The organism is Xanthomonas graminis pv. graminis, from assembly GCF_030168915.1.
Classification (GTDB): Bacteria; Pseudomonadota; Gammaproteobacteria; order Xanthomonadales; family Xanthomonadaceae; genus Xanthomonas_A; species Xanthomonas_A translucens.
The window spans coordinates 1,932,408-1,957,198 of the sequence record NZ_CP076255.1 but is presented as its reverse complement, the minus strand read 5'-3'; the positions used below and the strand labels follow the sequence as shown (position 1 = coordinate 1,957,198).

The following is a 24,791-nucleotide window of genomic DNA, read 5'->3' as shown; positions in this document are numbered from 1 at the left end:
ACAAAGGCCCCGGTACCGCCGCCATGACGGGACCGGGGATGCCATCGGCAAACGGTGCAGCTATCCGCGGGCGGCGCTCAGATCGCCCGCGAATAGCGCGCAGGCTGCGCCGGCTGGCGCAGGTAGCGGTCGAAGCACATTGCGATCAGACGCAGCAGCGGGCGCCCGCGCGCGGTGGCCTGGATAGCGCCATCGCGGTAGTCGGCCAGGCCGTCGGCGCACAGCGGCGCCAGCGCCTGCAACTCCTCGTGGAAATAGCGGGCGAAGTCGATGCCGTGGCGTTGCGCCAGGGCCGCCACGTCGGCGCGGCCCTGGCACATCAGCTGCTGGATCAGCTCCGCGCGCAGCGCGTCGTCGGCGCTGAGCTGCAGGCCGCGCAGCACCGGGCTGTCGCCGGCGTCCACCGCCGCCTCCCAGGCCGGCAACTCGCGCTGGTTCTGGCTGTAGCTGTCGCCGATGCGGCTGATCGCGCTGACGCCCAGGCCGAGCAGGTCGGTGTCGGCGTGGGTGGTGTAACCCATGAAATTGCGCTGCAGCCCGCCCTGGCGCTGCGCGCGCGCCAGGTCTTCGTGCGGCAGCGCGAAATGGTCCATGCCGATGTACTGATAGCCGGCCGCCGACAGCTTGCGCACCGCCAATCCGAGCAGCGCGAGCTTGTGCTCGGCATCGGGCAGCTGCGCCTCGGCGATGCGCCGCTGCGCCTTGAACAGCTGCGGCATATGCGCATAGCCGTAGACCGCCAGGCGGTCCGGGCGCGCCGCGATCACCGTCTCCAGGGTGTGCGCGAAGCCGGCCAGGGTCTGCTGCGGCAGGCCGTAGATCAGGTCCACGTTGACCGAGCGCATGCCGTGCACGCGGCAGGCGCGCAGGATGTCCAGCGTCTCGGCCACGCCCTGGCGGCGATTGATCGCCTGCTGCACCAGCGGGTCGAAATCCTGGATGCCCAGACTGGCGCGGTTGAAGCCCAGCGCGGCCAGCGCGGCGATGTCCTGCGCGGTCACCGTGCGCGGGTCCAGTTCGATGGAAATATCGCGATCCGGCGCCTCGCTGAAGCGGAACAGCCCGCGCAGGCCCTGCAGCAGTTCGCCGAGCAATTCCGGCGCCAGGAAATTCGGCGTGCCGCCGCCCAGGTGCAACTGCACCACCTCGCGCTCGGTCTCCAGGCAGGCGGCCATCATCGCCGCCTCGCGCAGCACGCGCTGCACGTAGCCGCGGCCCTTGCCGACATCGCGGGTGATTACCCGGTTGCAGCCGCAGTAGAAACACGGGCTGCGGCAGAACGGCACGTGCACATACAGCGACAGCGGCCGTGCCGGATCGCTGGCCTGCACCGCCGCGAACAGCTGCGCCGGGCCGAAACCGGACTGGAAATGCGGCGCGGTCGGATACGAGGTGTAGCGCGGGCCGGGGCGATCGTGGCGGCGCAGCAGCTCGGCGTCGAAGTCCCAGGCGGCGGCGGGATCGGGAGTGGTGAGGATGTCCATGGACGCCAGTATCCGCAGCCGCTGCCGACCGGCCTTGATCAGGATCAATGTCGCCACGCGTCGTGCTGCCTAGTCTGCGTTGGCGGCATGCGCCGGCGCCGACGGGGGATCGGCGGCGCGGCCGCATGCAGGTACCGCCAGCACCACCCGGCGCATGCCGCACCTCCCCTTCCACGATGGAGTCCGCCCGTCATGCCCCCCAGCGACGATGCCCTGCTCGACCCGCTCGATCCCGCTGCGCCGCGCCCGCTGGTGCAGCGGCTGGGGGTGATCCTGTGGCCCAGCTTCCTGGTCGCCGGCGCGATGAGCGCACTGTTCTTCACCCTGGTCGATCCGTTGGCGCTGCGCGACATCGCCTTCCCCGGCCGCGCGCTGAGCCGCGAACTCGGTTACACGCTAGGCTTCTTCATGTTCTGGTCGGCCACGCTGAGCTCGAGCCTGCTGACCGAATTCCTGCTGCGGCCGGCGCCGCATGCCGCCGCAGACGACGACGCGCCGTCGTCGTGAGCGGAACGCCGATGTCCCGCAACATTCCATTGCGCACGCTCCGCGCCGATGCCGCAAACACCGCCATCGATGACCCGGCAACGCCGCGCAGCCGCTACACGCGCCTGCGCCGCTGCAGCCTGTGGCTGCTGTTCGCCGCGTTCTACCTGCTGCCGTGGCTGCGCTGGAATGGCCGCCAGGCGCTGCGCGTCGATCTTCCCGCGCGGCGCCTGGATCTGTTCGGCTGGACCCTGTGGCCGCACGACCTCGGCTGGCTGCTGCTGACGCTGTTCGCCGCCACTGTCGCATTGGCGCTGGCGACCACGCTGGGCGGACGCGTGTGGTGCGGCTTCGCTTGCCCGCAGTCGGTGTGGAGCCATGCCTTCGCCTGGCTGGAACGCCGCTGCGCGGCCTGGCCGGCGGCCGCGCGGCATGCGGTCTGGGCGGCGCTGGCGCTGTGGACCGGGATCGGTTTCGTGGGCTACTTCGCGCCGATCGCCGATCTGGTCGCGCGCCTGCACCCGTTCGCCTGGAGCGGCGGGGAAACCTTGTGGGTGCTGTTTTACGCGTTGGCCATCTGGGGCAATGCCGGCTTCCTGCGCAGCCAGGTGTGCCGCTACCTGTGCCCCTACGCCCGGCTGCAGCCGCTGCTGTGCGATCGCGACACGCCCTTGATCGGCTACGACGCGATGCGCGGCGAACCGCGCGGCGCGCGTGCCTGCGGCCAGGGCAGCGTGGCCCAGCGCGGACGCCGCCTGCTCGACGCCGGCACCGCCCGCGACTATGCGCTGCGCGCCAGCATCGCCCGGCGCGCCGGCCAGGACGGCGACCGCCGCGAGGCACTGGCCGCCTACGCCGGCACCCTGCCCACGTTCACCGACACGCAACTCGGCGACTGCGTGGACTGCGGCGCCTGCGTGGACGCCTGCCCTGCGCACATCGACCTGCGCGACGGCCCGCACTACGCATGTAACGCCTGCGGCGCCTGCGTGGACGCCTGCGACCGCAGCATGGACCGCCACGGCTTCGCCCACGGCCTGTTGCGTTGGGCCGGCGCCACCGCGATCGCGCGCCAGCCGCGACGCCGGCAGCGGCCGCGGCCGCTGGCCGCTGCCGCACTGCTGCTGGCGGCGTTGCTGGCGGCGTCGCTCGCGACTGGTTGACTGGCACGCGCTCGGCAGCGAGGAAGAACAGGCATCGTGAGCAAGCATCCGGTGCGAACGGCCGGTCGCACCGTGCTCCCGGCCGCGCGAATGCCGCCGTCGGATTTTTTTGCCCGAAGGCTGGCGCAATGCCCAGCAGGGCTGTAGAATGGCTGGCTCACAAGCGGGAATAGCTCAGTTGGTAGAGCGCAACCTTGCCAAGGTTGAGGTCGCGAGTTCGAGTCTCGTTTCCCGCTCCAGATTCAGACAGAGCCCCGTCAGCGGGGCTTTGTTTTGTCGGACACCGCTATTGGCGGTTTCGGCTAGAATTCAGTCCACCGGCCTGGTGGCAGAGTGGTTATGCAGCGGACTGCAAATCCGCGTACGCCGGTTCAATTCCGACCCAGGCCTCCATCTGCAAATTCGACGCCCGCTAGATCCACGATCTACCGGGCGTTTGCGTTTGTGGCTGCCCGACGATCTGGCTGGCGCTCGCCACGGTGGAGCGCCGCCGCGCATGCCGGGTCTTTTGCTGCGCGACACGCGGCTGTGCCTGGCCGGGCGAAGACCGCTGCCGCATCGCCAGCGCCGCCGGCGCGAGCGCGGACTGGAATCTCCACCACAGCGCCTCGCCCGTCGAGGTAGACAAGTGCCAGGACGTGCAGGCGTCACCGCACACACCTGCGCCGTCCCTGCCCCTAGCATCGCAGCCGCACCCATCCCGAAGGATCGCCATGAACCAATCGACAGGCTACAGCGGCGCGTTGGTGTGCCTGGCCGCGGCCAGCGCCGCGCAGGCGCAATCCGGCCGGCTGCAGACGCACACCCTGCCCTTGCCGCTTGTCTCCCAGCACATGCCGGAACACGCCTACCAGGTGCGGGTGCAGGTCGGCACGTCGGCGAATTCGGCCGCCGCCAGCCAGGTCCTGGAAGTGGACACCGGCTCCACCGGCGTGGTCGTGCGGCTCAGCCCGGCGATCCAGCAAGCCTGGGACGCCTCGACCAAACTCGGCTACATCTTCTATTCCAGCAACAGCCAGTACCACCCCGGCAAGTACGTGCAGGTGCCGATGCGACTGGGCGTGTCGGCCGACGGCAAGAGCGCTGTGGCAAGCATCGACTCGATCGAAGTCCTGGCCGCGCAATGCAGCTGCGGCGTCGCCGCGATTCCGAAGGGAACGCTGCCGGGTTCGGTGCAGACGCTGAGCCAGGCGCCGGACAACTGCACCGCCTACAACAACACTCTGGCACTGAGCAGCCGCGGCAAGCAGATGCTGAAGAAGTGCACAACGATCCCTTCCACCTTCGGCACGATGGGCGTGGGCTACGACCGTGGCGTCGATGCGGCGCGCAATCCATTCCTCAACCTCGTACAGATGCAGGCCGGCAGCATCAGTCCGGGCTACATCGTCAGCGCATCCGGCATCACGCTGGGCGTCAGCGATCAGGCGCTGCAAGGCTTCTCGCTGATCCCGCTGCAACGCACCGCGGCAAGTGCAGCCAGCGGCGCCGACTGGCAGGCGCCGAACGCGTGCGCCCGTTTTCCGGCCAGCAGCAGCGACTACCAGGTCTGCGGCAAGCTGCTGCCGGATACCGGCATCACCTACATGATGCTGACCCCGACCAAACAACCGCCGGCGCCAGCGAAATTGCAGCAGACGCTCACCACGCCGGCAAAGCCTGCAAGCGCAGCGTCCGGGCAGACCTGCGACACCAGCGCGACCACCTCGCTGGTGGTGCCGGATGGGACGCCGATGACGCTCGCCATCGGCCCAACCGGGCATCCGGTATTCAGCTACGGCTTCAAGGTCGGCGGCGCCACGCCGGCGACACCGGACGGCGTGCAATGGCGGGCAGCGCTCGACGTGCCACCCGCGTATATCAACAGCGGGCGCCATGTACTCGCCGCGACGGACTATGCCTACGACGCCGCCTGCGGCCATGCGGGCTTCCGCCCGGCGGCGGCCACGCCTTGATGCATCGGCCTGCCAACGCCACCGCGTTGGCGGCGCAGGGGTCGCCTGCGTCGCAGTCGTTGACGCAGGTACCACGGAGCGCTTGAGCGGCATGCCTCAGCGCGCGGCGCCAGCGGTATTGCCGAGCGATCACGCCGTCTTCGCGGCACGGCGCAGTCCGCTTCAAGCCCACTCGGATGCGCACGGCGCAACGTGCGGCGGCAGCGGGCCGACTGCTTATTCGCTCACGGCGCCTGCCCTGGCAGTTCGCGATAGATCCGCTCCAGCGCTTTCGGTTCGCCTGCGTCGTCGAAGCCCGCATCCTCACGTCCCTTCATCAGTTCCAGCCCTTCGAAGGCGAGTCCTTGCAGTCCGCTGCGGTTCCATGCGGCCTGCAGCACGCGGTCTGCATGCTTGCCCATGCCCAGTTCGAAGCGAGCGCGATTAAGTGCCGCGTGCACGTTGCGGCTCGCGCCGAGCAGCGAGTGACCGCTCGCGCGCATCGCGCTCACCAGCACATTGCTCCATCCGAGCAGCACCACGCTCCAGGCGACGCTGCGCACGATGGCGATCGCCTGCTCCAGCACGGGCCCGGGTTGCAGGAAGACGCGCACCGCGAACGGTGCGAGCAGGTGCGCAGCGACCACGAACAGCACCGTGACCAGCGCGTTCAAGCGCAGCCCCGTCCTAACGATCGCCGCGGTCGCGGGCCTGACGCGTCTGATCGCGGTCGCCGCCATGCCGCCGCGCTTAGTGCACGCGCTTGCGCAAGGCCACTGCAGCGTCGTCTGGTTGCGCGGCGAGCCAATCCCGGTGCTCAGCAGCAGTGTCACTTCCCGCGCGACCGCGCCAAGCTTGGGGCGTCCGCGGCCACTGATCGCCTGAGTCGGCACAGCCTCCGTATAGCGGGCTGCGACGGCGTCCTCGCCACCGTGCAAGGTTCAGGCCCACAGACTGTCCGCTGGCCTTGTTGAAGACGAGCGGTTGCCACTTCGGTTGCGCCCGCTGCGCATGCAGCACGGCCACGACGCCTCGCACAAGGCGCCGGTGGTCATGCAGCGCACCGCGCCGCGGCGCCGCACACGGCACCCGAACGTCGGCCATGGCCGGGCTACTAGGCGTTTTGGGCCAACGCCCATCACTGTTTGCGGCAAAGCGCCATGGCCGGCTGCGCAGCGCGCGTCCACACTGACTGACGCCCAGGCACCGGGTGACCCGCGCATCGTCGCGCTTCGGCGTCGCTCCGACCGGCCAAGGACGACAGCGCGGACATCTTGTTCACTTCCGATCCGCAAATGCTCGCCAGCGAATGGCGCGCAGCGGAGAGCCATGCATGCAAGCGCGGCGACCCGGCGCGCCAAAACCGAAAACGACACCACGATCTTGCCGCACCGCTCCGGGCAAGACCGCACTCACCCAACATCCACTCTCGGGAGACTCTCCATGAACGCCACACACACCGATCCACTGCCCGCCGTCGGTCACACCTACCGTGTCGACTTCGGTGGCGGCAACGCCTTCGAAATCAGCTTCGGTGAGGACGCAAAGATGACCTTCACCAAGCTGCAGGAACCCAACAAGGGCACGGTGGAAACCATCCGTTACACGCACAGGAAACTGCGCGACGGCCTGTACCTGGTGTACTGGCAGGAACAGGACGGCACCAACGTGATCCATGTCGAGGATTTCGTGCTAGGCCGCGTGCACACCAACATCAGCTTCGCGGACCGCACGTCCTACCACGGTGTTTCCGCCCTCGAACGGATCCGCTAATGCGGACGACACGCAGATCCGCGCCACTGGCCGTGGCCTGCGCCCTGGCGCCACCCGTCCTGCTGGGGGCGGATGCCGGACACCCACTTCGCTACAGCTCCCCCCCACCCCCGGAAACGACCATGAACAAGCACGTCCCCCAACCGCAGACCGCACCGCTGACCGTCCAGGTCTTCAATCCCGGGGAGGACGCCGTCTTTGACTTCGCCGTCAGTTCGGTGCTGGTGGAGGGCAAGCGAGAGGCGCTGTTGATCGACGCGCAGTTCCTGACCGCGCGGGCAGGCAAGCTCGTCGAGCAGATCCGCGCCTCGGGCAAGCACCTGACCACCATCTACATCAGCCACGGCGATCCGGATTTCTACTTCGGCCTGGACACGCTGCACAGCGCCTTCCCCGACGCCAAGATCGTCGCCACGCCGCAGGTCGTCGCCCACATCGAAGCGACCAGCCAGGAAAAGCTGCAGATATGGGGACCGCGCCTGGGCGAGAACGCACCCAAGCGCATCGTCGTGCCGCAACCGCTCGCGGGCGATACGCTGACCCTGGAAGGCATGGCGCTGAAGGTGATCGGCCTCGATGGCCCGACCCCGGACCGCAGCTTCGTCTGGATTCCCTCGATCAAGACCGTGGCCGGCGGCATCCCGGTGGTGGCCGGCGAGCACGTGTGGATGGCCGACACCCAGACCCCGCAATCGCATGCGCAGTGGCAGGCCACGCTCGAGCGGATCAAGGGCCTGGCGCCGACCAGGGTGATCCCCGGGCATTTCGCCGGCGCGCTGCCGCCGGGCCTGGAGGCCGTGGACTTCACCGCCGGCTACATCCGCGCCTTCGATGAAGAGACCGCCAAGGCCGCCCATGCCGCCGAACTGGTCGCCGCGCTGCAACGGCGCTATCCCGGACTCGGCGGCGCGAGCGCACTGGAACTAAGCGCCAAGGTCGCCAAGGGTGAAATGGCATGGAAGTGAGGCCACTGCCGCGGAGGCGGTCGCCGCGCGATTGATCCTCGCCCACATCGCCAAGCGCGCGCCGTCGGGAAAATTCTCGACGGCGCGCTTGTCGTGGGCGCACCACTGTGCGGATCAACCGGTGGCGTGGCGATTTCGATGATTTCGCCGCGACGGCGGCGCGCGGCTCGATGCAGATATCCGCAAACCGCCGAGCTGCAGGCGAGAAATTCGGGCACGAAAAAAGGGCTTTCGCCCTCTCTTGTTTTTCGAAGATCGCCAGCCTCGACAACGCTGGGAATCGTGATTTGGAGCGGGAAACGAGACTCGAACTCGCGACCTCAACCTTGGCAAGGTTGCGCTCTACCAACTGAGCTATTCCCGCTTGAGGCCGCGAATTTTACCGGGAACCGGCAGGCTGTCAACCATTGCCTTCGATTTTCTTCGCATTCTTGTCCGCGACCGCGGCGCGCTCGTCGGCACGCAGGCTCGGCCAGGCCGCATGCAGGTACTGGATGCCGGACAGCAGGGTCAGGATCGAGGCGATCGCCAGCGTCCAGTCGCCGATGTGGAAGATGAACAGGCCCATCCACACGCTCTCCGGCGGCGAGCCGTCGGGCATCACCGAATACAGCAGGCACAGCAGCGCCACCATCTGCGCGGTGGTCTTGACCTTGCCGATCATCGCCACCCGCACCTTGGCGCGCTGGCCGATCTCGGCCATCCACTCGCGCAGCGCCGACACCGCGATCTCGCGGCCGACGATCACCGCCGCCCAGAACGCCATCCACGGCGTCGGGTGGCCCTGCACGATCAGGAACAGCGCCACCGCGACCATCAGCTTGTCGGCCACCGGGTCCAGAAACGCGCCGAACGCCGAATACTGGTGGTAGCGCCGCGCCACCCAGCCGTCCAGCCAGTCGGTGAACGCGGCCAGGCCGAAGATCGCCGCCGAGGCGAAGTTCGTCCACGTGTAGGGAAGGTAGAACACCAGCACCAGCACCGGAATCATCACGATGCGCAGCAGCGTCAGCCAGGTGGGGATGGTCAACTTCATCGCGCTGCTCTACTCGCCTGCCGGATCGGGCACCGGCAGCCCGTGCAGGTTAGCGTAGATTCGTGCGGCGAGCGCGTCGTTGATGCCTTCCACGCGCGCGATCTCGGCTTCGCCGGCGGCCTTGAGTCCGGCCAGTCCGCCGAAATGCTTCAACAGGCTGGCGCGGCGGCGCGGACCGATGCCGGGGATGTCCTCCAGCTTGCTGGTCATGCGCGCTTTCTGGCGCCGCCCCCGGTGGCCGGTGATCGCGAAACGGTGCGCCTCGTCACGCACCTGCTGAATGAACTGCAATGCCGGCGACGCCGCACCAGGGCGCAATTCGCGTCCGTCCGGCATCACCAGCGTTTCGTGGCCGGCGCGGCGCTCGGCGCCCTTGGCCACGCCGATCACCAGGATGCCGTCCACGCCCAGGTCGGCGAGCGCGGCGTTGGCCTGCGCCAGCTGGCCGGCGCCGCCGTCGATCAGCAATACGTCGGGCAGCACCGCATCGCCTTTGCCCTCGCCTTCCGCGGCGCGGCGGAAACGGCGCTCGATCGCCTGGCGCATCGCCGCGTAGTCGTCGCCCGGCTCGATGCCGCTGATGTTGTAGCGCCGGTACTGGCTGCGCACCGGGCCGCTGGCGTCGAACACCACGCACGAGGCCACGGTGGCCTCGCCCATGGTGTGGCTGATGTCGAAACATTCCGCGCGCCGGACCGGTTCGGCCAGCCCCAGCAGCTCGCGCAAGGCCTCGCTGCGCGCGTGCTGCGCGTTGCGGCTGGTCAGTTCGGTGGCCAGCGTGGCCTGCGCGTTGCGGCTGGCCAGGTCCAGGTAGCCGGCGCGCTCGCCGCGCACGTTCCAGCGCAGTTGCACCTTGCGCTCGGCGGCCGAACCCAGCGCCGCTTCGATCAGTTCGGCATCGGCAATTTCGCGATCCAGCAAGATCTCGCGCGGCGGCGCGTGCTCGGCGTAGTACTGCGACACGAACGCGCCGAGCACCTCGGCCGCGCTGTCCTCGCCGTTGGTCTTGGGGAAGAACGCGCGGGTACCGAGATTGCGCCCGTCGCGGAACGCCAGCAGCAGCACGCAGGCGTTGGCGCCCTGGGTGGCGCAGGCGAGCACGTCCAGGTCGGCGGCACGGCCGTCCACGTACTGGCGGCTCTGCATGCTGCGCAGCGAGCCGAGCAGGTCGCGCAGGCGCGCGGCGCGTTCGAATTCCAGCTGTTCGCTGGCGGCCTGCATCGCCTGCACCAGTTCCTCGCCGAGCTGGTCGCTGCGCCCGTCCAGGAACATCGTCGCGCGGCGCACCGATTCGGCGTAGTCGTCGGCCGCCACCAACGCCACGCACGGCGCACTGCAGCGGCCGATCTGGTATTGCAGGCACGGCCGCGAGCGGTTGCGGAACACGCTGTCCTCGCAGCTGCGCAGCTTGAACAGCTTGTGCATCAGGTTCAGCGTCTCGCGCACCGCGGTGACGCCGGGATACGGGCCGAAGTAGCGGCCGGGCACCGCGCGCGGGCCGCGGTGCAGCGCGATCCGCGGCCACTCCTCGCGGGTCAGCAGCACGTAGGGATAGCTCTTGTCGTCGCGCAGCGACACGTTGTAGCGCGGCGCCAGCGACTTGATCAGCTGGTTTTCCAGCAGCAGCGCCTCGCCTTCGCTGCGGGTCACGGTCACGTCCATGCGCGCGACCTGGGCCAGCATCGCCATGGTCCGCGCGTTCTTCGGCGAGGCGCTGAAATAGCTGGCCACGCGCTTGCGCAGCGCGCCGGCCTTGCCGACGTAGAGCAAGGTGTCGTCGGCCGCGTACATGCGGTACACGCCGGGCGCGGTGCTGAGGTTGGCGGCGAAGGCCTTGCCGTCGAACGCAGGCTGCAAGGACGCGGTCATTCGCTGATCGGCACGTCGCTCAGTTCGCCGCTGGCGATGTCGTAGCGCAACACCGCGTGGGCATCGGTCTCGGCGATCCACACCGTGCCGGCGCTCACCGCCAGCCCGGCCGGCCCGTGCAGGCGCCGCGGCAAGGGCGTGGTCGACAGTTCGCCGCCGCCCAGGCGCAGGCTGCGCAGGCTGCCGTTGCCGCTGTCGGCGATCCACAGCAGCGGCGCGTCCGGACTCAGCGCGATCGCCTGCGGGAACTGCAGCCGCGCGCGGCTGCGCGGGCCGTCCTCGTTGCCGAAATCCCACGGCCCCTGCCCGCCCAGCAGGGTCTGCACCAGGTCGCCGCGCAATTGCAGCGAGCGCACCGCCGAACCCAGCGCGTCGCACACGTACAGCGCCTGCTGCACCGCGGCCAGACTGCACGGCTGCGCGAACGCCGCCAGGTGGCCGCTGCCGTCGCGCAGTTCCAGCGCGCCGGCGCCGGCACGCCAGCGCAGGCTGCGGTTGCCGAGTTCGTAGCTCCAGATGCGGTTGTCGCCGGCCATCGCGAGATGCACCTGGTTGTCGGCCACCACCACGTCCTGCGGGTGGTTCAGCGGCGCCTGCTGCGGGTGCTGCACCGGGCCTTCGACCGGCTCGCCGGCACGGCCGTTGCCGCACAGCGTATCGACGTGGCCGCTGAGCAGGTTGATCCGGCGCAGCGCGTGGTTGCCGGTATCGGCGACGTACAGCACGCCGCGCTCCAGCGCCAGTCCGCGCGGCCGGTGGAACGTCGCCTCGCCGATGCCGCCGTCGATGAAATCGGCGGTGCCCAGCCCGAACTGGCGCAGCATGCGGCCGCCGCTGGTGCATTCGACAATGCGGTGGTGGCCGCTGTCGGCGATGTACAGGCGATCGTCGGCGAGCGCCAGACCGACCGGGAAGCGCAGGCTCAGGCGCGGCTCGGGCTGGATCTCGCGCGCATCGCGAAGTTCCTCGTCCAGCGGCAGCGATTGCCCGGCGCACAGCGCGTTGAGCGCCTTTTCCAGATCCGCGCCGCCGATCCCGACCAGGCGCTCGCGTTCGTAGCCGCCGGCGTCGAGCAGCACCAGGGTCGGCCACGCCTGCACGGCGAACCGCTGCCAGGCGGCCCAGTCGGCGTCGAGCAGGATCGGCGCCGACACGCCCTGGCTGCGCAGCAGCTTCAGCGCGCGCTGCGGTTCGCGCTCGCTGTCGAAGCGCGGCACCTGCACCACGATCAGCTGCAAACGCCCCGGATTGCGCGCCTGCCACTGCGCCAGTTCGCCCAGGCGCTGCGCGCACCACACCGAGGCGGCGTTGACGAAGGCCAGCACCAGCGCGCGACCCTGCTGCTCGCGCAACGTGGTCGGCGCGGCATTGAGCCAGATGCCGGGCTGCGGCAGTTCCAGGGCGGCGATCGCGTTCATCGGCCGATTATGCCGGAGCCGCCGTCGGCGGACAGTCGCGCCACGCTGCCGGCGGCGGCTTCGTCTACCAGGCGCCAGACGTCCTCGAAGTGCTGGCTGCCGCCGGTGTACGGGTCGGGAATCTCGCGGCGCCCGTCCAGGCCCGCCCACGGCAGCCACAGCGCCACCCGTTGCAGCGCGGCGGCCGGGGCGCGTTGGCGCACGTCGCGCAGGTTGCTCGCGTCGGCGCACAGGATCCAGTCGAAGTCGGCGAAGTCGGCGGCCTGCAGCTGGCGCGCGCGCAGCCCGGCGATGTCCACGCCATGGCCGCGGGCGCAGGCGATCGCGCGCCGGTCCGGCGCCTCGCCGCTGTGCCAGTCGCCGGTCCCGGCCGAATCCACCTGCACCTGGCCGGCCAGCGGCGAGCGCTCGAGATGGTGGCGCAGCGCGCCTTCGGCCATCGGCGAGCGGCAGATATTGCCCAGGCACACCAGCAGCAGCTTCATGCCAGGGCCTGCAGGTGCGCCTCGGCACGGGCCAGGTCCTCGGGCGTATCCACCCCGGGCGGGAACCGCGCCGGCGACAGCGCCACCGCGATGCAGAAGCCGGCTTCCAGCACCCGCAGCTGCTCCAGCGCCTCCAGCTGTTCCAGGCCGCCCGGCGGCATCGCCGCGAAACGGCGCAGGAACCCGGCGCGGTAGGCGTAGATGCCGATGTGGCGCAGCCACGGGCCCGGCGGCAGCCGTTCGCGCGAGGCGGCGAACGCGTCGCGGTGCCAGGGAATCGGCGCGCGGCTGAAATACAGCGCATCGCCCTGCGCGTTGCGCACCAGCTTGACCACGTTCGGATCGAACAGGCTCTCGGCCGATTCCACCGGCGTGCCCAACGTCGCCATTTCCGCGCCGCTGGCGGCCAGCGCCTGCGCCACCGCGACGATGCCGGCGGCCGGCGCGAACGGTTCGTCGCCCTGCAGGTTGACCACCAGGGTGGCGTCGTCCCAGCCAGCGAGGTCGGCGCATTCGGCCAGGCGATCGGTGCCGGAGACGTGCGCCGCCGAGGTCAGCGCCACGTGCACACCGTCCAGATCGGCCACCGCCGCGGCGATGCGCGGATCGTCCGCGGCCACCCACACCTGCTGCGCACCGGCGCCGAGCGCACGGCGCGCCACATGCCGCACCAGCGGTTCGCCGCCGAGCAGGCGCAGTGGCTTGCCGGGCAGGCGCGAGGCGGCGTAGCGCGCCGGAATGGCGACCACGAACGGCGGCGGCAGCGCGGGCGTGGCGCTCATGCGCGGCGCGCGCCGGCGCCGGCGGCGGCTGAATGCTGGAATGCGTGGGATCCAAACATGGATGGTCTTCTCCGTGGTCGATGGGGGGCAACGCGTCTTCGAAGGCTCGGCGGCGGCAGCCGGTTCGCTGCAGCCAGGCACGCCAGCCGCCGCCGAGCGCGTGGCGCTCGCCGTTGCTGCCATTCTATAGACCCTGTCGATCGCGCTCTGCAGCTATTCCGCTTGGGCGAAAGCGTCTGCAGGGTCGGCGACGGCGACGGCTGGTCCGCGATGGCAGCAGAAGCGCACACAACGCCTTCCCGTGGCCGGGCGACGCCATTTCGACCCGGCACCGCAGCCAGCGCGGGACCGTGTGGGAGCGACTTCCGTCGCGACGGGCGTTACCGGTAGAACCTGTCGCGACTGAAGTCCTACACGGCCTGCGGATAGCCTACTGGTGCGCTGCAGGAGTGGTTTCAGCCGCGACAACTTCCGAAGTCGGAAGGCCCGCCGCTGCGTTCGTCGCGACTGAAGTCGCTCCCACAAGGATTCCACCGGCGCCGCGGAGCTGTGAGGCCTCTTGTGGGAGGGACTTCAGTCCCGACTGCATGCCGGTTCGGAACATTCGCCACTGCGCTCGTCGCGGCTGAAGACAGTTGCTCCTACATGATTCGCCTGCCGTGGTACGTGCCTGCAAAGGTCGCGGATGCGCTGTTTGCGAACCGCTATTCGATGGCGTCGCCGCTGCGCCCGCGCAGCTTGTCCAGCCGGTCGAGCAGGCCGATCCAGAACGCGGCCGGCAACTCGGCCAGCAGCGGCACGCTGAAGCACCAGTCGTTGACCAGCGACGCGCACTTGACCGCATCCTTCTCGGTCATCAGCACCGGCAGTTCGCTGCCGAACGACAGGTCGGCGGCGCGGTAGCGGTGATGGTCGGGAAACGCGTGCGGCACCACGCCGATGCCGTGCGCGCGCAGCATGTCGAAGAAGCGCTGCGGATGGGCGATGCCGGCGACGGCATGCACGCGCTGCCCGGCGAAGCTGCGCAGGGCGCGCGCGCGGCCGCCCTGCAGCGGTTGCGCGCTGTCGATGCGCAGGCGCATCGCCCACTCGCCGAACCCGGCCTGGACTTCGCCGACATCGCTGGCCTGGCCCAGGTTGATGACCCGGAAATCGCATTCGCGGCCGCGCGCCACCGGCTCGCGCAGCGGCCCGGCCGGCAGCAGGCGGCCGTTGCCGTAGCGGCGATGGGCGTCCACCACTTCGATCTCGATGTCGCGCTGCAACCGGTAGTGCTGCAGGCCGTCGTCGCAGACCACGATGTCGCAGCCGGCCTGCAGCAGCGCGCGCGCGGCGGCGACGCGGTCGCGGTCCACCCGCACCGGCGCGCCGGTCTTGTGCGCGATCAGCACCGGCTCGTCGCCACCGAGTTCGGGGGTGGTGCCGGGCTCGATCCAGCGCGCGACCTGGTCCTGGCTGCGGCCGTAGCCGCGGGTGGCCACGCCCGGTTTCCAGCCGGCGTCCTGCAGCTTGCGCACCAGGGCGATGGTCAGCGGGGTCTTGCCGGCGCCGCCGGCGGTGAGGTTGCCGACCACCACCACCGGCACCGCGATGCTGTAGCGCTTGCGCCAGCCGCGCCGGTACAGCGCGCGGCGCAGGCCGATCGCCGCCGCGTACAGCGGCGTGAGCAGCTGCGCGTACAGCGGCGGCGTGCCCTGGCCATACCAATAGCCAGGCGTGTGTGGCCCGCGACCGCTCATCAGGGCTGCCTTTCGCGGAACTGCATGCTGTGCAGGTGGGCGTACAGGCCACCCTGGGCGAGCAGCGCGTGGTGGGTGCCGCGCTCGACGATGCGGCCGTGGTCCATCACCAGCACCTGGTCGGCAGGTTCGATGGTGGACAGGCGGTGCGCGATGACCAGCGTGGTGCGCTCCGGCATCAGCCGGTGCAGCGCGTCCTGCACCAGGCGCTCGGATTCGTTGTCCAGTGCGGCGGTGGCTTCGTCCAGGATCAGGATCGGCGCGTCGCGCAGGATCGCGCGAGCGATCGCCAGGCGCTGGCGCTGGCCGCCGGACAACAGCGCGCCGTTCTCGCCGACCGGGGTGCGCAGCTGCAGCGGCAGCCGTTCGATGAATTCCCAGGCGTTGGCCGCCTCGGCCGCGGCGCGGATCTGCGCGTCGCTGGCCTGCGTGCCGTAGGCGATGTTGGCGGCGATGGTGTCGTCGAACAGCATCACCCGCTGGCCGACCAATGCGATCTGCCGGCGCAGGTCGTGCAGGCGGTAGTCCTGCAGCGGCACCCCGTCCAGGGTGATGCTGCCGCCGCTGGGTTCGTAGAAGCGCGGCACCAGCCGCACCAGGCTGGTCTTGCCGCTGCCGGAACGACCGACGATGGCGGTGACCGTACCCGGCCTGGCCGTGAAGCTGATGTCGTCCAGGGCCAGGCCGCCGTCCTGGAGGTAGCGCAGCATCACCTGGTCGAACGCCAGTTCGCCGCGCACGCGCTGCACCGACACGCTGCCGCTGTCGCGTTCTTCCGGTGTGTCCAGGATCGAGAACAGCCGCTCGGCCGCGGCCACGCCGCGCGAGATCGAGGTCTGCACGCTGGTCAGCCGGCGCAGCGACGGGATGATCGCCATCATCGAGGTCATCAGCGCCATGAACTGGCCGGCGTTGAGGCGCCCGGCCAGCGCCTCGCGGGTGGCGACCCAGACGATCGCCGCCAGCGCCACCGCGGCCAGGAACTGGACCATGCTCGAGGCCAGCGCGCGGGTGGTCTCGACCTTCATGTTCAGGCCCAGCATGCGGTTGGCCAGCGCCGCGTAGTAGCTGATTTCCAGCGCCTGGGTGCCGTGCACCTTCACTTCCTGCTGCGCCCCCAGCGACTGCTCGGCGCGTTGCGCCATCGAGCCCATGCCGTCCTGGATGCCGCGGCTGATCTTGCGGTAGCGCTTGCCGACGTAGGACACGATGACCCCGATCAGCGGCGCCACCACCAGCAGCGCCAGGGTCACCTTGACGCTCATCTGCAGCATCACCACCAGCATGCCGATGATGGTCAGGGTGTCGGCCACCAGTGTCTTCAATGCATCGGACGCGGCCTGGGTGACCTGTTCGGTATCGAAGTTCAGGCGGCTGACCATCACCGGCGTGGCCTCGACGTCGAAGTGCGAGGACGGCAGGTGCAGGTACTTGGCCAGCACCTGCTCGCGCAGATCGCGCACCACGCTGCGCCCGGTGCGGGCCATGCAGTAGTCGCCGACGAAGGTGGCGACGCTGCGCATCAGGAACAGGCCCAGGATCGCCAGCGGCAGCAGCACCGCCATGCGCGCCTCGGGATTGACGAAGCCGCGGTTGACCAGCGGGTCCATCAGCCGGGTGAAGAAATAGCCGGCGGTGGCCTCGATCACCATCGCCACCACCGCCGCGGTCAACATCGCCCAATAAGCGTGGGTATAGCCGAGCAGCCGACGGTAGATCGGCCAGACCGGTGCCGACTTCGCACTCACTGCTTGACTTCCGGCGCGGTGGCGATGGCGATGCGGCGGAAGCCGAGTTGACCCAGCGCGTCCTGCGCGGTGACCACGGCCTGATAGGGAGTGCGCGCATCGGCACGCAGCAGCACCGGCTGCGCGCGGTCGTCGCCGGCGACCTGGGCGATGCTGCGTTTGACCGACTCCACGTCGGTGCGCAGCACTTCCTGGTCGTTGATGAAGTAATGCCCGTCGGCATTGACCAGCACGCTCAGCGCACGCGGCGGCGCCGGGTCGTGCTGGTCGCTGGCGTTGGGCAACTGCAGCTGCAGCGTGGAACGGGCGTCGAAGGTGGTGGTCACTACGAAGAAGATGATCAGAACCAGGATGACGTCGATCAGGGGTACCAGGTCGATCTGCGGCTCGTCCTGGGCGCGGTCGTCGCGGATCCGCACCGGTCAGCCCTTGGCCTGCGCAGCGGCAGCGCTGCGCGAAGCCGGCTGCGCCGCCGCCGCGGTGGCGGCGCCGGGGCGGCCATGGCCGTCGAGGACATCGCTCAAGGCGGTGGCTTCGCGCTCCATCTCGATGATGTAGCCGGCGATGCGGCCCTTGAAATAGCGATGGAAGACCAGTGCCGGCACCGCGATGATCATACCGGTGGCGGTGCACACCAGCGCCTTGCCGATGCCACCGGCGAGCTGGTTCACGTCGCCGACACCGTGGTCGAGGATACCCAGGAACATCTGGATCATGCCAACCACGGTGCCGAGCAGGCCGAGCAGCGGCCCGGCCGAGGCCACCGTGCCCAACGCGTTCAGGAACCGCTCCATGCGATGCACGACGTGGCGGCCGGTGTCCTCGATGCGTTCGCGGACGATCTCGCGCGGCCGGTTGCGCACGTCCAGGCCGGCGGCGAGCAGCTCGCCCAGCGGCGAATTGCGCCGCAGCGACTCGATGTGGGTCGGGTCGAGCTTGCCGCGGGTGGCCCAGTTGCACACTTCCTGGCCCAGCCCCGGCGGCAGCACTTCGCTACGGCGCAGGCTCCAGAACCGCTCCAGGACGATCGCCAGCGCGACCACGCCCAACAGCAGCAACGGCACCATCGGCCAGCCACCGGCCTTGACCAGTTCCCACACGTCGCAACCCTCCGGCACGTTCGGCCGTTCGTTCACCGGCCGATAGGATAGCAGCCGCCCGCGCCCGCTCCGCGGCATCCCACAGCCGCGCCCGCCACGGCCGCCGTTCGCGCAGTTGCAGGCCGGCGCGTCCCAGCCACACGCGCAGCGCGCCGCCCTGCGGGGTGGTCGCGACCTCCGCGCCGGACGCCTGCCAGCGCGCCACCACCGCCGGCCGCGGATGGCCGAAGCGGTTGCCCTCGCCGGCCGAGATCAGCACCAGGCGCGCGCCGGTGGCGGCGACGAAGGCCGCCTGCGAGGAATGCGCGCTGCCGTGATGCGGCGCCAGTACCACCTCGGCACGCAGGTCCTGCGGCGCCTGGCGCAGCAGGCGGCTCTCGACCACCTCGCCGATGTCGCCGGTCAGCAGCATCGCGCCATGCGCGCTTTCCACCCGCAGCACGCAGCTCGACTCGTTGTCGAGATAGGGAAAGCCGGGCGCCGGATGCAGGAAGCGGAAGCGTACCCCATCCCATACCCAGGCGGTGCCGGCCAGGCACGGCCGGTCCACCCGCACCGGCGCGCCGGCCGGCGCCTCGGCCAAGCCGACCGGCAGCGCCGCGCGCACCGCCTCGAACCCGCCGGCATGGTCGTTGTCGCCGTGGCTGATCACGGTCCTGTCCAGCCGCGCCACACCGAGCGCGTGCAGCGCCGGCACCACCGCGCGCTCGCCGGCGTCGTAGCCGTCCTTGATCGCCGGGCCGGCGTCGTACAGCAACTGGTGCTGCGCGGTGCGCACCAGCACCGACAGTCCCTGTCCGACATCGATCATCACCAGTTCCACCTCGCCCGCGGCCGGCCGCTCCAGCGGCGGCCAGAACAGTGGCAGCCACAGCAGCGCCGCCAGCGGCTTGCCCGGCACCGCGCGCGGCAGCAGCAGCCAGAACGCGCCGAGCAGCGCCAGCGGCAACGCCCAGTCGCGCGCTTCCGGCAGCCACCACAGCGCGAAACGGCTTTCGCCGAGCGCGGCGAACAGCGGCCAGGTCAGGTCGAAGCACGCCGCCGCCGCACGCCATGCCCACACGCCGGCGCCGGCATGCAGCGCCTCCAGCGCGGTGCCGAGCAGCGCCAACGGCACCACCACCAGGCTCCACCACGGAATCGCCAGCAGGTTGGCGAGCGGACCGACGGCCGAGGCCTGGCCGAACAGCATCGTGCTCAGCGGCAGCAGGCCGAGCGTGGCCACGCCCTGCGCAGACAGGAATTCGCGCAGCTTGTCGCGCCAACCGCTGCCCGCGACCGGCATGCACCAGGCCAGCCAGGCCACGCCGAGGAAGCTCAGCCAGAAGCCGGCCGACAGCACCGCCAGCGGGTCGAAGGCCAGCATGACGATCGCGGCCAGCGCCAGCGCATCGACCACCCGCACCGGGCGCCGCCACAGCCGCGCGACCACGACGACCGCGATCATCAGTGCGGTCCGCACGGTGGGCAGCGCCATGCCCGACAGCAGGGTGTAGCCGCCGGCGCCGAGCACTGCCAGCAACGCGGCGGCCTGGTGGCGCGGCCAATAGCGCCCCAGCCGCGGCCACAGCCGCCACAGGCCGCCGCCGAGCAGCGCGAACGCGCCGGCGACCAGGCCGACATGGAAACCAGAAATGGCGATCAGATGCGTCAGGCCCGCGGCGCGCAGGATGCGCCAGTCGCGATCGTCCAGCGCGCGCGTGTCGCCGAGCGCCAGCGCCTGCACGTAACGCGCCGACGCGCTCGGCACCGCCGCCGCAATCCGCGCCGACAGCCGCTCGCGCCAGGCATCGATGCCCTGACCAGGCGCCAGTTCGGCGGCTTCGTGAGGCGCGGTCACGTAGCCGCTGGCGCTGATCCGCTGCGCCAGCGCATAGGCCTCCGCGTCGAAGCCGCCCGGATTGCTGAGCCCGCGCGGCGCGCGCAGGCGCACGCTCAGGCGCCAGCGCGCGCCGGCGTGCAATGCCGTGCGCGGACCAGGCGCGTGCGCGCCGAAATCGTCGTACCAGGCCAGTTGCAGCAGGCGCCCGCGCAACGGCGCCGGCTGCGTGGCATCGGCGTCCACCCGGAACATGAACCGCGTGCGCCGCACCTCGGCCTGCGGCAGTTCCAGCACCTGCCCGTGCAGCGTCGCCACGCGTTTTCCCCAACCGGCGGGCAATTGCCGCGCCAGGACCATGCCGGCGATCAGCCCCAGCCACGCAAAGCCCACGGCGAAGGCGCCCAGCCAGCGCCAGCGCGGCATGCCGATCCACACCGCGCTGCCGCCGAGCAACAGCAGCAACGACAGCGGCCACGGCGCCAGCCGCGGCAGCCACAGTGCCGCCAGCACACCCGCGGCGAGCGCGGCGGCGACGGCGATGCCGAACGGGGCGATCGCCTCGGCACGCACACGTCCTGGTGCGGCAAACCCAAGACCAGGCGCAGACTCAGGATGCTGCTGCATGCGATCGCCGCTCCTTGGCGTGAACAGGGTGCAGAGGTAACAGCGGCGATCGCCACAGGCGGCGACAACCGCGACGAGGCCAGGTCGATAGCCTCGCGCGCCGCGGTGATGTGCGCCATCGGCCAAGCCCTGCAAGCGGTGTAGGAATTCGCCTGGAGATGCACGACGACGCGCGACGCATGGGCGCTTTTCGCCATACTTTCATCGGCCTGCGGCTAGCGTACCCGGTTTACACAGAAGGAATTCGCGCATGCGCAAGGGCACCGCACTGGTGGTCGGGGTCACCGGCATCTCCGGCTATAACCTGGCCAATGTTCTGGTCGCGGACGGCTGGACCGTCTATGGCCTGGCACGCCGCCCGATCCCGCAGGAAGGCGTGATTCCCGTGGCCGCCGACCTGCTCGACCGCGATGCCACCGCGGCCGCGCTGCGCGGGCTGCCGATCACCCATGTGTTCTTCTGCACCTGGACGCGGCGCGACACCGAGAAGGAAAACGTCGCCGCCAATGGCGCCATGCTGCGTCACCTGTGCGAAGGCCTGGACGGCGCCGCGCTGCAGCACATGGCGCTGGTCACCGGCACCAAGCACTATCTGGGCTCGTTCGAGCAGTACGGCAGCGGCAAGGCGCAGACCCCGTTCCGCGAGAGCGAGCCGCGCCAGCCGGGCGAGAATTTCTATTACACGCTGGAAGACCTGCTGTTCGACGCCGCCGCGCGCCATGGTTTCGGCTGGAGCGTGCACCGCTCGCACACCATGATCGGCCAGGCCAACGGCAGCAATGCGATGAACATGGGCGTGACCCTGGGGGTGTACGCCACGCTGTGCAAGCACAGCGGGCAGCCCTTCGTGTTCCCCGGCTCGCGCGCGCAGTGGGACAGCCTCACCGACCTCACCGACGCCGGCCTGCTCGGCCGGCAGCTGGCCTGGGCCGCGACCAGTCCGGCCGCGCGCGACCAGGCGTTCAATACGGTCAACGGCGACGTGTTCCGCTGGCGCTGGATGTGGGGCGAGATCGCCGCGTTCTTCGGCCTGGAGGCAGCGCCGTATCCGGATGCGCCGATGCCGCTGCAGCCGCGCCTGCAGGACACCGCGCCGGCGCAGTGGCGCGCGATCGCCGAACGCCATGGATTGGTGCAGGCGGACGTGGACCAGTTGGCGTCGTGGTGGCATACCGATGCCGACCTCGGCCGCGAGATCGAGTGCGTCAACGACATGACCAAGAGCCGCGACCTCGGCTTCCTTGGCTACTACGACAGCCGTGCTTCGTTCCTGGAGCTGTTCACCAGGCTGCGTGCGCAGCGGGTGATTCCGTGAGGGGTGCGGCATCGGCGGGCGAGTTGCTGCCGCGGGGAGATGGGCGGTGCAGGATCGTCGGCTAGACAGGCTTTCCAGCGGTTTTTTTCATCCGATTGTCCGTCCGCATTGCGGGAGCGCTTGCGGGTGGCCCCGGGACATCGGCGCCGACCCATTCCGCAGCCGGACAGACTTCGGCTTCGTTGGTCGCGGCTGAAGCCGCTCCTACACGGTGCGGTTGGGTGCACTGTAGGAGCGGCTTCAGCCGCGACCGATCGCCGACACCGCCATGGCTCCGGGTTGCACGCGTCGCGGCCGCCGGGCCGCGGTCATCCCGGCGCGTTCCATACCGGCACGCGCGCCGCTACACGTCGGCAGGCGCCAGTTCGCGCAGCTTGCCCTGGTGCAGTTCCAGCACGCGGTCGAGCTTGCGCGCCAGGCCGCGGTCGTGAGTGACCAGGGCCAGGCTGGTACCGTGCGCGCGATTGAGATCGAGCATCAGCGCGAACACGTTGGCCGCGGTCTTGTCGTCGAGGTTGCCGGTCGGCTCGTCGCCGAGCACGCAGGCCGGGCGGTTGACCAGCGCGCGCGCCACCGCCGCGCGCTGGCGTTCGCCGCCGGACAGTTCGCCGGGCTTGTGCTCCAGGCGATGGCCCAGGCCCACCGATTCCAACAAGGCGCGCGCGCGCGCGTCGGCGTCCTTGACCGCGGCGCCGCCAAGCAGCACCGGCATCATCACGTTCTCCAGCGCGGTGAATTCCGGCAGCAGGTGATGGAACTGGTAGACAAAGCCGAGCGAGCGGTTGCGCAGCTGGCCGCGCGCCGCGTCCGACAGCGCCGACATGCGCTGCCCGGCCACGTACACCTCGCCGGCGGTGGGCACGTCGAGGCCGCCGAGCAGATGCAGCAGCGTGCTCTTGCCGGCGCCGGACGCGCCGACGATGGCCACGGTCTCGCCCGGCGCCACGCTCAGGTCCAGCCCGTCGAACACCGGGGTGCGCATCTTGCCCTCGGCATAGGTCTTGCCCAGGCCCTCGGCGCGGATCGCCGCGTCTGCCTGCAGTGGCTGGTGCACTGCCGATTCCCGATTCCCGATTCCCGATCTGCGGCCGTCATTCATAACGCAGCGCCTCCGCCGGTTGCGTGCGCGCGGCGCGCCAGGCCGGATACAGCGTGGCCAGGAAACTCATCAGCAGCGCGACGAGGGTGATCACCACCACGTCGTGCGGCTGCATGTCGGTGGGCAGGCCGGTGATGTAGTACACGTCCTCCGGCAGCAGCTTGATGTTGAACACGGCCTCGATGCCGGCCAGGATCCGCTCCAGGTTCAAGGTCAGCAGGATGCCGCCGATCACCCCGGCGATGGTGCCGAACACGCCGATCAGCGTGCCCTGCACCATGAACACCTGCATCACCCCGCCCGGGCTCAGCCCCAGCGTGCGCAGGATGGCGATGTCGGCCTGCTTGTCGGTGACCAGCATCACCTGCGAGGACACCAGATTGAATGCGCCCATCGCGATGATCAGCGACAGCAGGATGCCCATCACCGTCTTTTCCATCTTCAGCGACTGGTACAGGTTGGCGTTCTCGCGGGTCCAGTCGCTGACCATGTACGGGCCGTGCAGGTTCAGCGCCAGGTCGCGCGCCACCTCCCAGGCCAGATCCATGTTGTGCAGCTTCAGGCGCACGCCGGTGACGCCGTCGCCGATGCGCAGCACGCGCTGCATGTCCGCCATGCTGGTCACCGCCAGGCCGCGGTCGATCTCGTTGTAGCCGGCCTCGAAGATGCCGCTGACGGTGAAGCGCTTGTAGCGCGGCACCATGCCCATCGGGCTGGCCTGCGGTTCGCCGAGCATCACCACCACCTTGTCGCCCACGCCCACGCCCAGCCACAGCGCCAGTTCCTGGCCGAGCAGGATGTTGTAGGAACCGGGGGTCAGGCTGTCGATCGAGCCCTGCTTCATCTTCTGCGCCAGCACCGAGACCTTGGCCTCTTCGCTGGGCAGGATGCCGCGCACGATCGCCGGCTGGTTGCGCTGCCCGGTGAGCAGCGCTTCTTCCTCGACATACGGCGCGGCGCCGGCCACGCGCGGATCGCGGGTGGCCACGTCCACCGCGTGCTGCCAGTTCTGCATCGGCGCGCCCTGTGCGCTGACCGTGGCATGCGCGGCCATCTGCAGCAGGCGGTCGCGGATCTCCTTCTGGAAGCCGCTCATCACCGCCAGCGTGGTGATCAGCACGGTCACGCCCAGGGCGATGCCGAGGATCGAGGCCATCGAGATGAAGGAGATGAAGTTGTTGCGGCGCTTGGCGCGCAGGTAGCGCAGGCCGATGGCCACGGGTAAGGGTTTGAACATGCGCAGCCACCATCCTAAGGAGCGCTATGGTGCCATCTGCGGCGGCGCAGACGAAGCGGCACGGGCCTGAGCGGCCAGACGCAGTTCACGTCGTGCCGCTAGCGGCAGCGTATCCGGCCACCAGGCCAGGCGCCCCACCCTGCCCTGCGCGTCGCGCCAGCGCACGAACGCCAGCGGCCCGCGCCAGTCCACCTGCAGCGCCGCGACCGGCTGGCCATCGACGCTTGCCGCCGCGCTGCCCTGCGCCGGGAGCAGCAGCGCACGCGGCGCCCGCCGCGCCTCGCGCCGCAGCAGCCACGCCGCGTACAGCGCGGCCAGCGCCGCCGCCGGCCAGGCGCAGGCGCGCGGCATATCCGAGCCAAGGATCGACAGCGGCGCCAGCACGCTCAGCAGCGCCAGCGCCGCCAGCAGCCAGCGCGAGGGGCGCCACTCAAGCCGGCAGGGCGCGGATGGTGGCGATGAGATCGGCGGCGCGTGCATCGGGACAAGCCTCGTAGCCCATGAACCAGCGCCACAACTTATCGTCCTCGCAGTCGAGCAAGTATAGGAAAACCCCGCGCTCGGCCTCGGCGGCCTGCGCCCAGCGCCGGTCCAGGTAGCGCCCGAACAGCTGATCCAGCTCGCGCATGCCGCGCCGGCAGCGCCAGCGCAGCTTCTTCAGTTCGGTGGCTTCGTCCATCGCATCGCACCCTTGTCTTGGTGGGCGGACGCC

At 70.1% G+C, this 24,791-nt stretch carries 22 protein-coding genes and 3 tRNA genes; 8 read left to right on the top strand and 17 right to left on the bottom strand.

The window, feature by feature from the left end; all coding sequences use genetic code 11:
• Positions 1-77: 77 nt before the first annotated feature.
• Positions 78-1,484, bottom strand: coding sequence for an oxygen-independent coproporphyrinogen III oxidase (gene hemN, locus KHF85_RS08535; RefSeq protein ID WP_284569506.1), 1,407 nt, complete (start codon positions 1,482-1,484; stop codon positions 78-80).
• A gap of 192 nt (positions 1,485-1,676) precedes the next feature.
• On the opposite strand from hemN, the gene KHF85_RS08530 reads away from it, so the two are divergent.
• The 5 genes from KHF85_RS08530 (at position 1,677) to KHF85_RS08510 (ending at position 5,088) form a co-directional block, all read left to right on the top strand.
• Entirely contained in the window at positions 1,677-1,991 is a 315-nt protein-coding gene (locus KHF85_RS08530; protein WP_284569238.1) for a hypothetical protein, read from the top strand.
• An 11-nt stretch (positions 1,992-2,002) separates the two neighbouring features.
• On the top strand, positions 2,003-3,133 hold the full coding sequence (locus KHF85_RS08525) for a 4Fe-4S dicluster domain-containing protein (RefSeq protein WP_284569237.1): 1,131 nt from the start codon (positions 2,003-2,005) through the stop codon (positions 3,131-3,133).
• A gap of 163 nt (positions 3,134-3,296) precedes the next feature.
• Positions 3,297-3,372, top strand: a tRNA-Gly gene (locus tag KHF85_RS08520).
• 80 nt (positions 3,373-3,452) lie between these two features.
• Positions 3,453-3,526, top strand: a tRNA-Cys gene (locus tag KHF85_RS08515).
• Between the two features lie 320 nt (positions 3,527-3,846).
• Positions 3,847-5,088: a hypothetical protein gene (locus KHF85_RS08510; protein ID WP_284569236.1), complete on the top strand. Its 1,242-nt coding sequence runs from the start codon at positions 3,847-3,849 to the stop codon at positions 5,086-5,088.
• A 224-nt stretch (positions 5,089-5,312) separates the two neighbouring features.
• Here KHF85_RS08510 and KHF85_RS08505 read toward each other — a convergent pair whose 3' ends face one another.
• Positions 5,313-5,741 carry a GIY-YIG nuclease family protein gene (locus tag KHF85_RS08505; protein WP_284569235.1) on the bottom strand — a complete coding sequence of 143 codons (429 nt, stop codon included), beginning with the start codon at positions 5,739-5,741 and terminating at the stop codon, positions 5,313-5,315.
• Positions 5,742-6,510: 769 nt separating this feature from the next.
• On the opposite strand from KHF85_RS08505, the gene KHF85_RS08500 reads away from it, so the two are divergent.
• Together KHF85_RS08500 and KHF85_RS08495 are read left to right on the top strand one after the other, a co-directional pair.
• Complete coding sequence (locus KHF85_RS08500; RefSeq protein ID WP_284569234.1) at positions 6,511-6,840, top strand: MoaF-related domain-containing protein; 330 nt, start codon at positions 6,511-6,513, stop codon at positions 6,838-6,840.
• Positions 6,840-7,805, top strand: a complete 966-nt coding sequence (locus KHF85_RS08495) for an MBL fold metallo-hydrolase (RefSeq protein ID WP_284569233.1) — start codon at positions 6,840-6,842, stop codon at positions 7,803-7,805. The genes KHF85_RS08500 and KHF85_RS08495 overlap by 1 nt, the downstream gene beginning before the upstream one ends.
• Before the next feature lie 288 nt (positions 7,806-8,093).
• Here the strand turns inward: KHF85_RS08495 and KHF85_RS08490 are convergent.
• From KHF85_RS08490 to KHF85_RS08440, 11 genes are all read right to left on the bottom strand, one after another.
• Positions 8,094-8,169: transfer RNA gene (locus tag KHF85_RS08490), tRNA-Gly, on the bottom strand.
• Between the two features lie 36 nt (positions 8,170-8,205).
• Positions 8,206-8,841, bottom strand: a complete 636-nt coding sequence (gene pgsA / locus KHF85_RS08485; protein WP_003472804.1) for a CDP-diacylglycerol--glycerol-3-phosphate 3-phosphatidyltransferase — start codon at positions 8,839-8,841, stop codon at positions 8,206-8,208.
• Between the two features lie 9 nt (positions 8,842-8,850).
• Entirely contained in the window at positions 8,851-10,710 is a 1,860-nt protein-coding gene (gene uvrC / locus KHF85_RS08480; RefSeq protein WP_284569232.1) for an excinuclease ABC subunit UvrC, read from the bottom strand.
• Positions 10,707-12,128, bottom strand: a complete 1,422-nt coding sequence (locus tag KHF85_RS08475) for a hypothetical protein (protein ID WP_284569231.1) — start codon at positions 12,126-12,128, stop codon at positions 10,707-10,709. Before KHF85_RS08475 ends, uvrC begins: the two co-directional genes overlap by 4 nt.
• Complete coding sequence (locus tag KHF85_RS08470; protein ID WP_284569230.1) at positions 12,125-12,613, bottom strand: low molecular weight protein-tyrosine-phosphatase; 489 nt, start codon at positions 12,611-12,613, stop codon at positions 12,125-12,127. The genes KHF85_RS08475 and KHF85_RS08470 overlap by 4 nt, the downstream gene beginning before the upstream one ends.
• Positions 12,610-13,395 carry a 3-deoxy-manno-octulosonate cytidylyltransferase gene (gene kdsB / locus KHF85_RS08465; protein WP_284569229.1) on the bottom strand — a complete coding sequence of 262 codons (786 nt, stop codon included), beginning with the start codon at positions 13,393-13,395 and terminating at the stop codon, positions 12,610-12,612. The genes KHF85_RS08470 and kdsB overlap by 4 nt, the downstream gene beginning before the upstream one ends.
• Positions 13,396-14,099: 704 nt before the next feature.
• Positions 14,100-15,134 carry a tetraacyldisaccharide 4'-kinase gene (lpxK, locus tag KHF85_RS08460; protein WP_284569228.1) on the bottom strand — a complete coding sequence of 345 codons (1,035 nt, stop codon included), beginning with the start codon at positions 15,132-15,134 and terminating at the stop codon, positions 14,100-14,102.
• Positions 15,134-16,882: a lipid A export permease/ATP-binding protein MsbA gene (gene msbA / locus KHF85_RS08455; protein ID WP_284569227.1), complete on the bottom strand. Its 1,749-nt coding sequence runs from the start codon at positions 16,880-16,882 to the stop codon at positions 15,134-15,136. The genes lpxK and msbA overlap by 1 nt, the downstream gene beginning before the upstream one ends.
• Complete coding sequence (locus KHF85_RS08450; RefSeq protein WP_284569226.1) at positions 16,879-17,301, bottom strand: ExbD/TolR family protein; 423 nt, start codon at positions 17,299-17,301, stop codon at positions 16,879-16,881. Before KHF85_RS08450 ends, msbA begins: the two co-directional genes overlap by 4 nt.
• 3 nt (positions 17,302-17,304) lie before the next feature.
• Positions 17,305-17,982 (bottom strand): MotA/TolQ/ExbB proton channel family protein, encoded by a 678-nt coding sequence (locus KHF85_RS08445; RefSeq protein ID WP_284569505.1) that lies wholly within the window; start codon positions 17,980-17,982, stop codon positions 17,305-17,307.
• Complete coding sequence (locus tag KHF85_RS08440) at positions 17,876-20,428, bottom strand: DNA internalization-related competence protein ComEC/Rec2 (RefSeq protein WP_284569225.1); 2,553 nt, start codon at positions 20,426-20,428, stop codon at positions 17,876-17,878. The genes KHF85_RS08445 and KHF85_RS08440 overlap by 107 nt, the downstream gene beginning before the upstream one ends.
• Positions 20,429-20,678: 250 nt before the next feature.
• Here KHF85_RS08440 and KHF85_RS08435 point away from each other — a divergent pair, with 250 nt between their 5' ends.
• Complete coding sequence (locus KHF85_RS08435) at positions 20,679-21,743, top strand: SDR family oxidoreductase (RefSeq protein WP_284569224.1); 1,065 nt, start codon at positions 20,679-20,681, stop codon at positions 21,741-21,743.
• 343 nt (positions 21,744-22,086) lie between these two features.
• Here KHF85_RS08435 and lolD read toward each other — a convergent pair whose 3' ends face one another.
• Genes lolD through KHF85_RS08415 form a run of 4 tightly spaced genes read right to left on the bottom strand, consistent with a single transcriptional unit; the run spans position 22,087 to position 24,758 of the window.
• On the bottom strand, positions 22,087-22,842 hold the full coding sequence (gene lolD, locus KHF85_RS08430) for a lipoprotein-releasing ABC transporter ATP-binding protein LolD (RefSeq protein WP_284569223.1): 756 nt from the start codon (positions 22,840-22,842) through the stop codon (positions 22,087-22,089).
• Positions 22,835-24,079, bottom strand: a complete 1,245-nt coding sequence (locus tag KHF85_RS08425) for a lipoprotein-releasing ABC transporter permease subunit (RefSeq protein ID WP_284569222.1) — start codon at positions 24,077-24,079, stop codon at positions 22,835-22,837. Before KHF85_RS08425 ends, lolD begins: the two co-directional genes overlap by 8 nt.
• Positions 24,080-24,103: 24 nt before the next feature.
• On the bottom strand, positions 24,104-24,559 hold the full coding sequence (locus KHF85_RS08420) for a hypothetical protein (RefSeq protein WP_284569221.1): 456 nt from the start codon (positions 24,557-24,559) through the stop codon (positions 24,104-24,106).
• A complete protein-coding gene (locus KHF85_RS08415; RefSeq protein ID WP_284569220.1) occupies positions 24,510-24,758 on the bottom strand; it encodes an FAD assembly factor SdhE in 249 nt (82 codons plus the stop codon). The genes KHF85_RS08420 and KHF85_RS08415 overlap by 50 nt, the downstream gene beginning before the upstream one ends.
• Between the last annotated feature and the right edge of the window lie 33 nt (positions 24,759-24,791).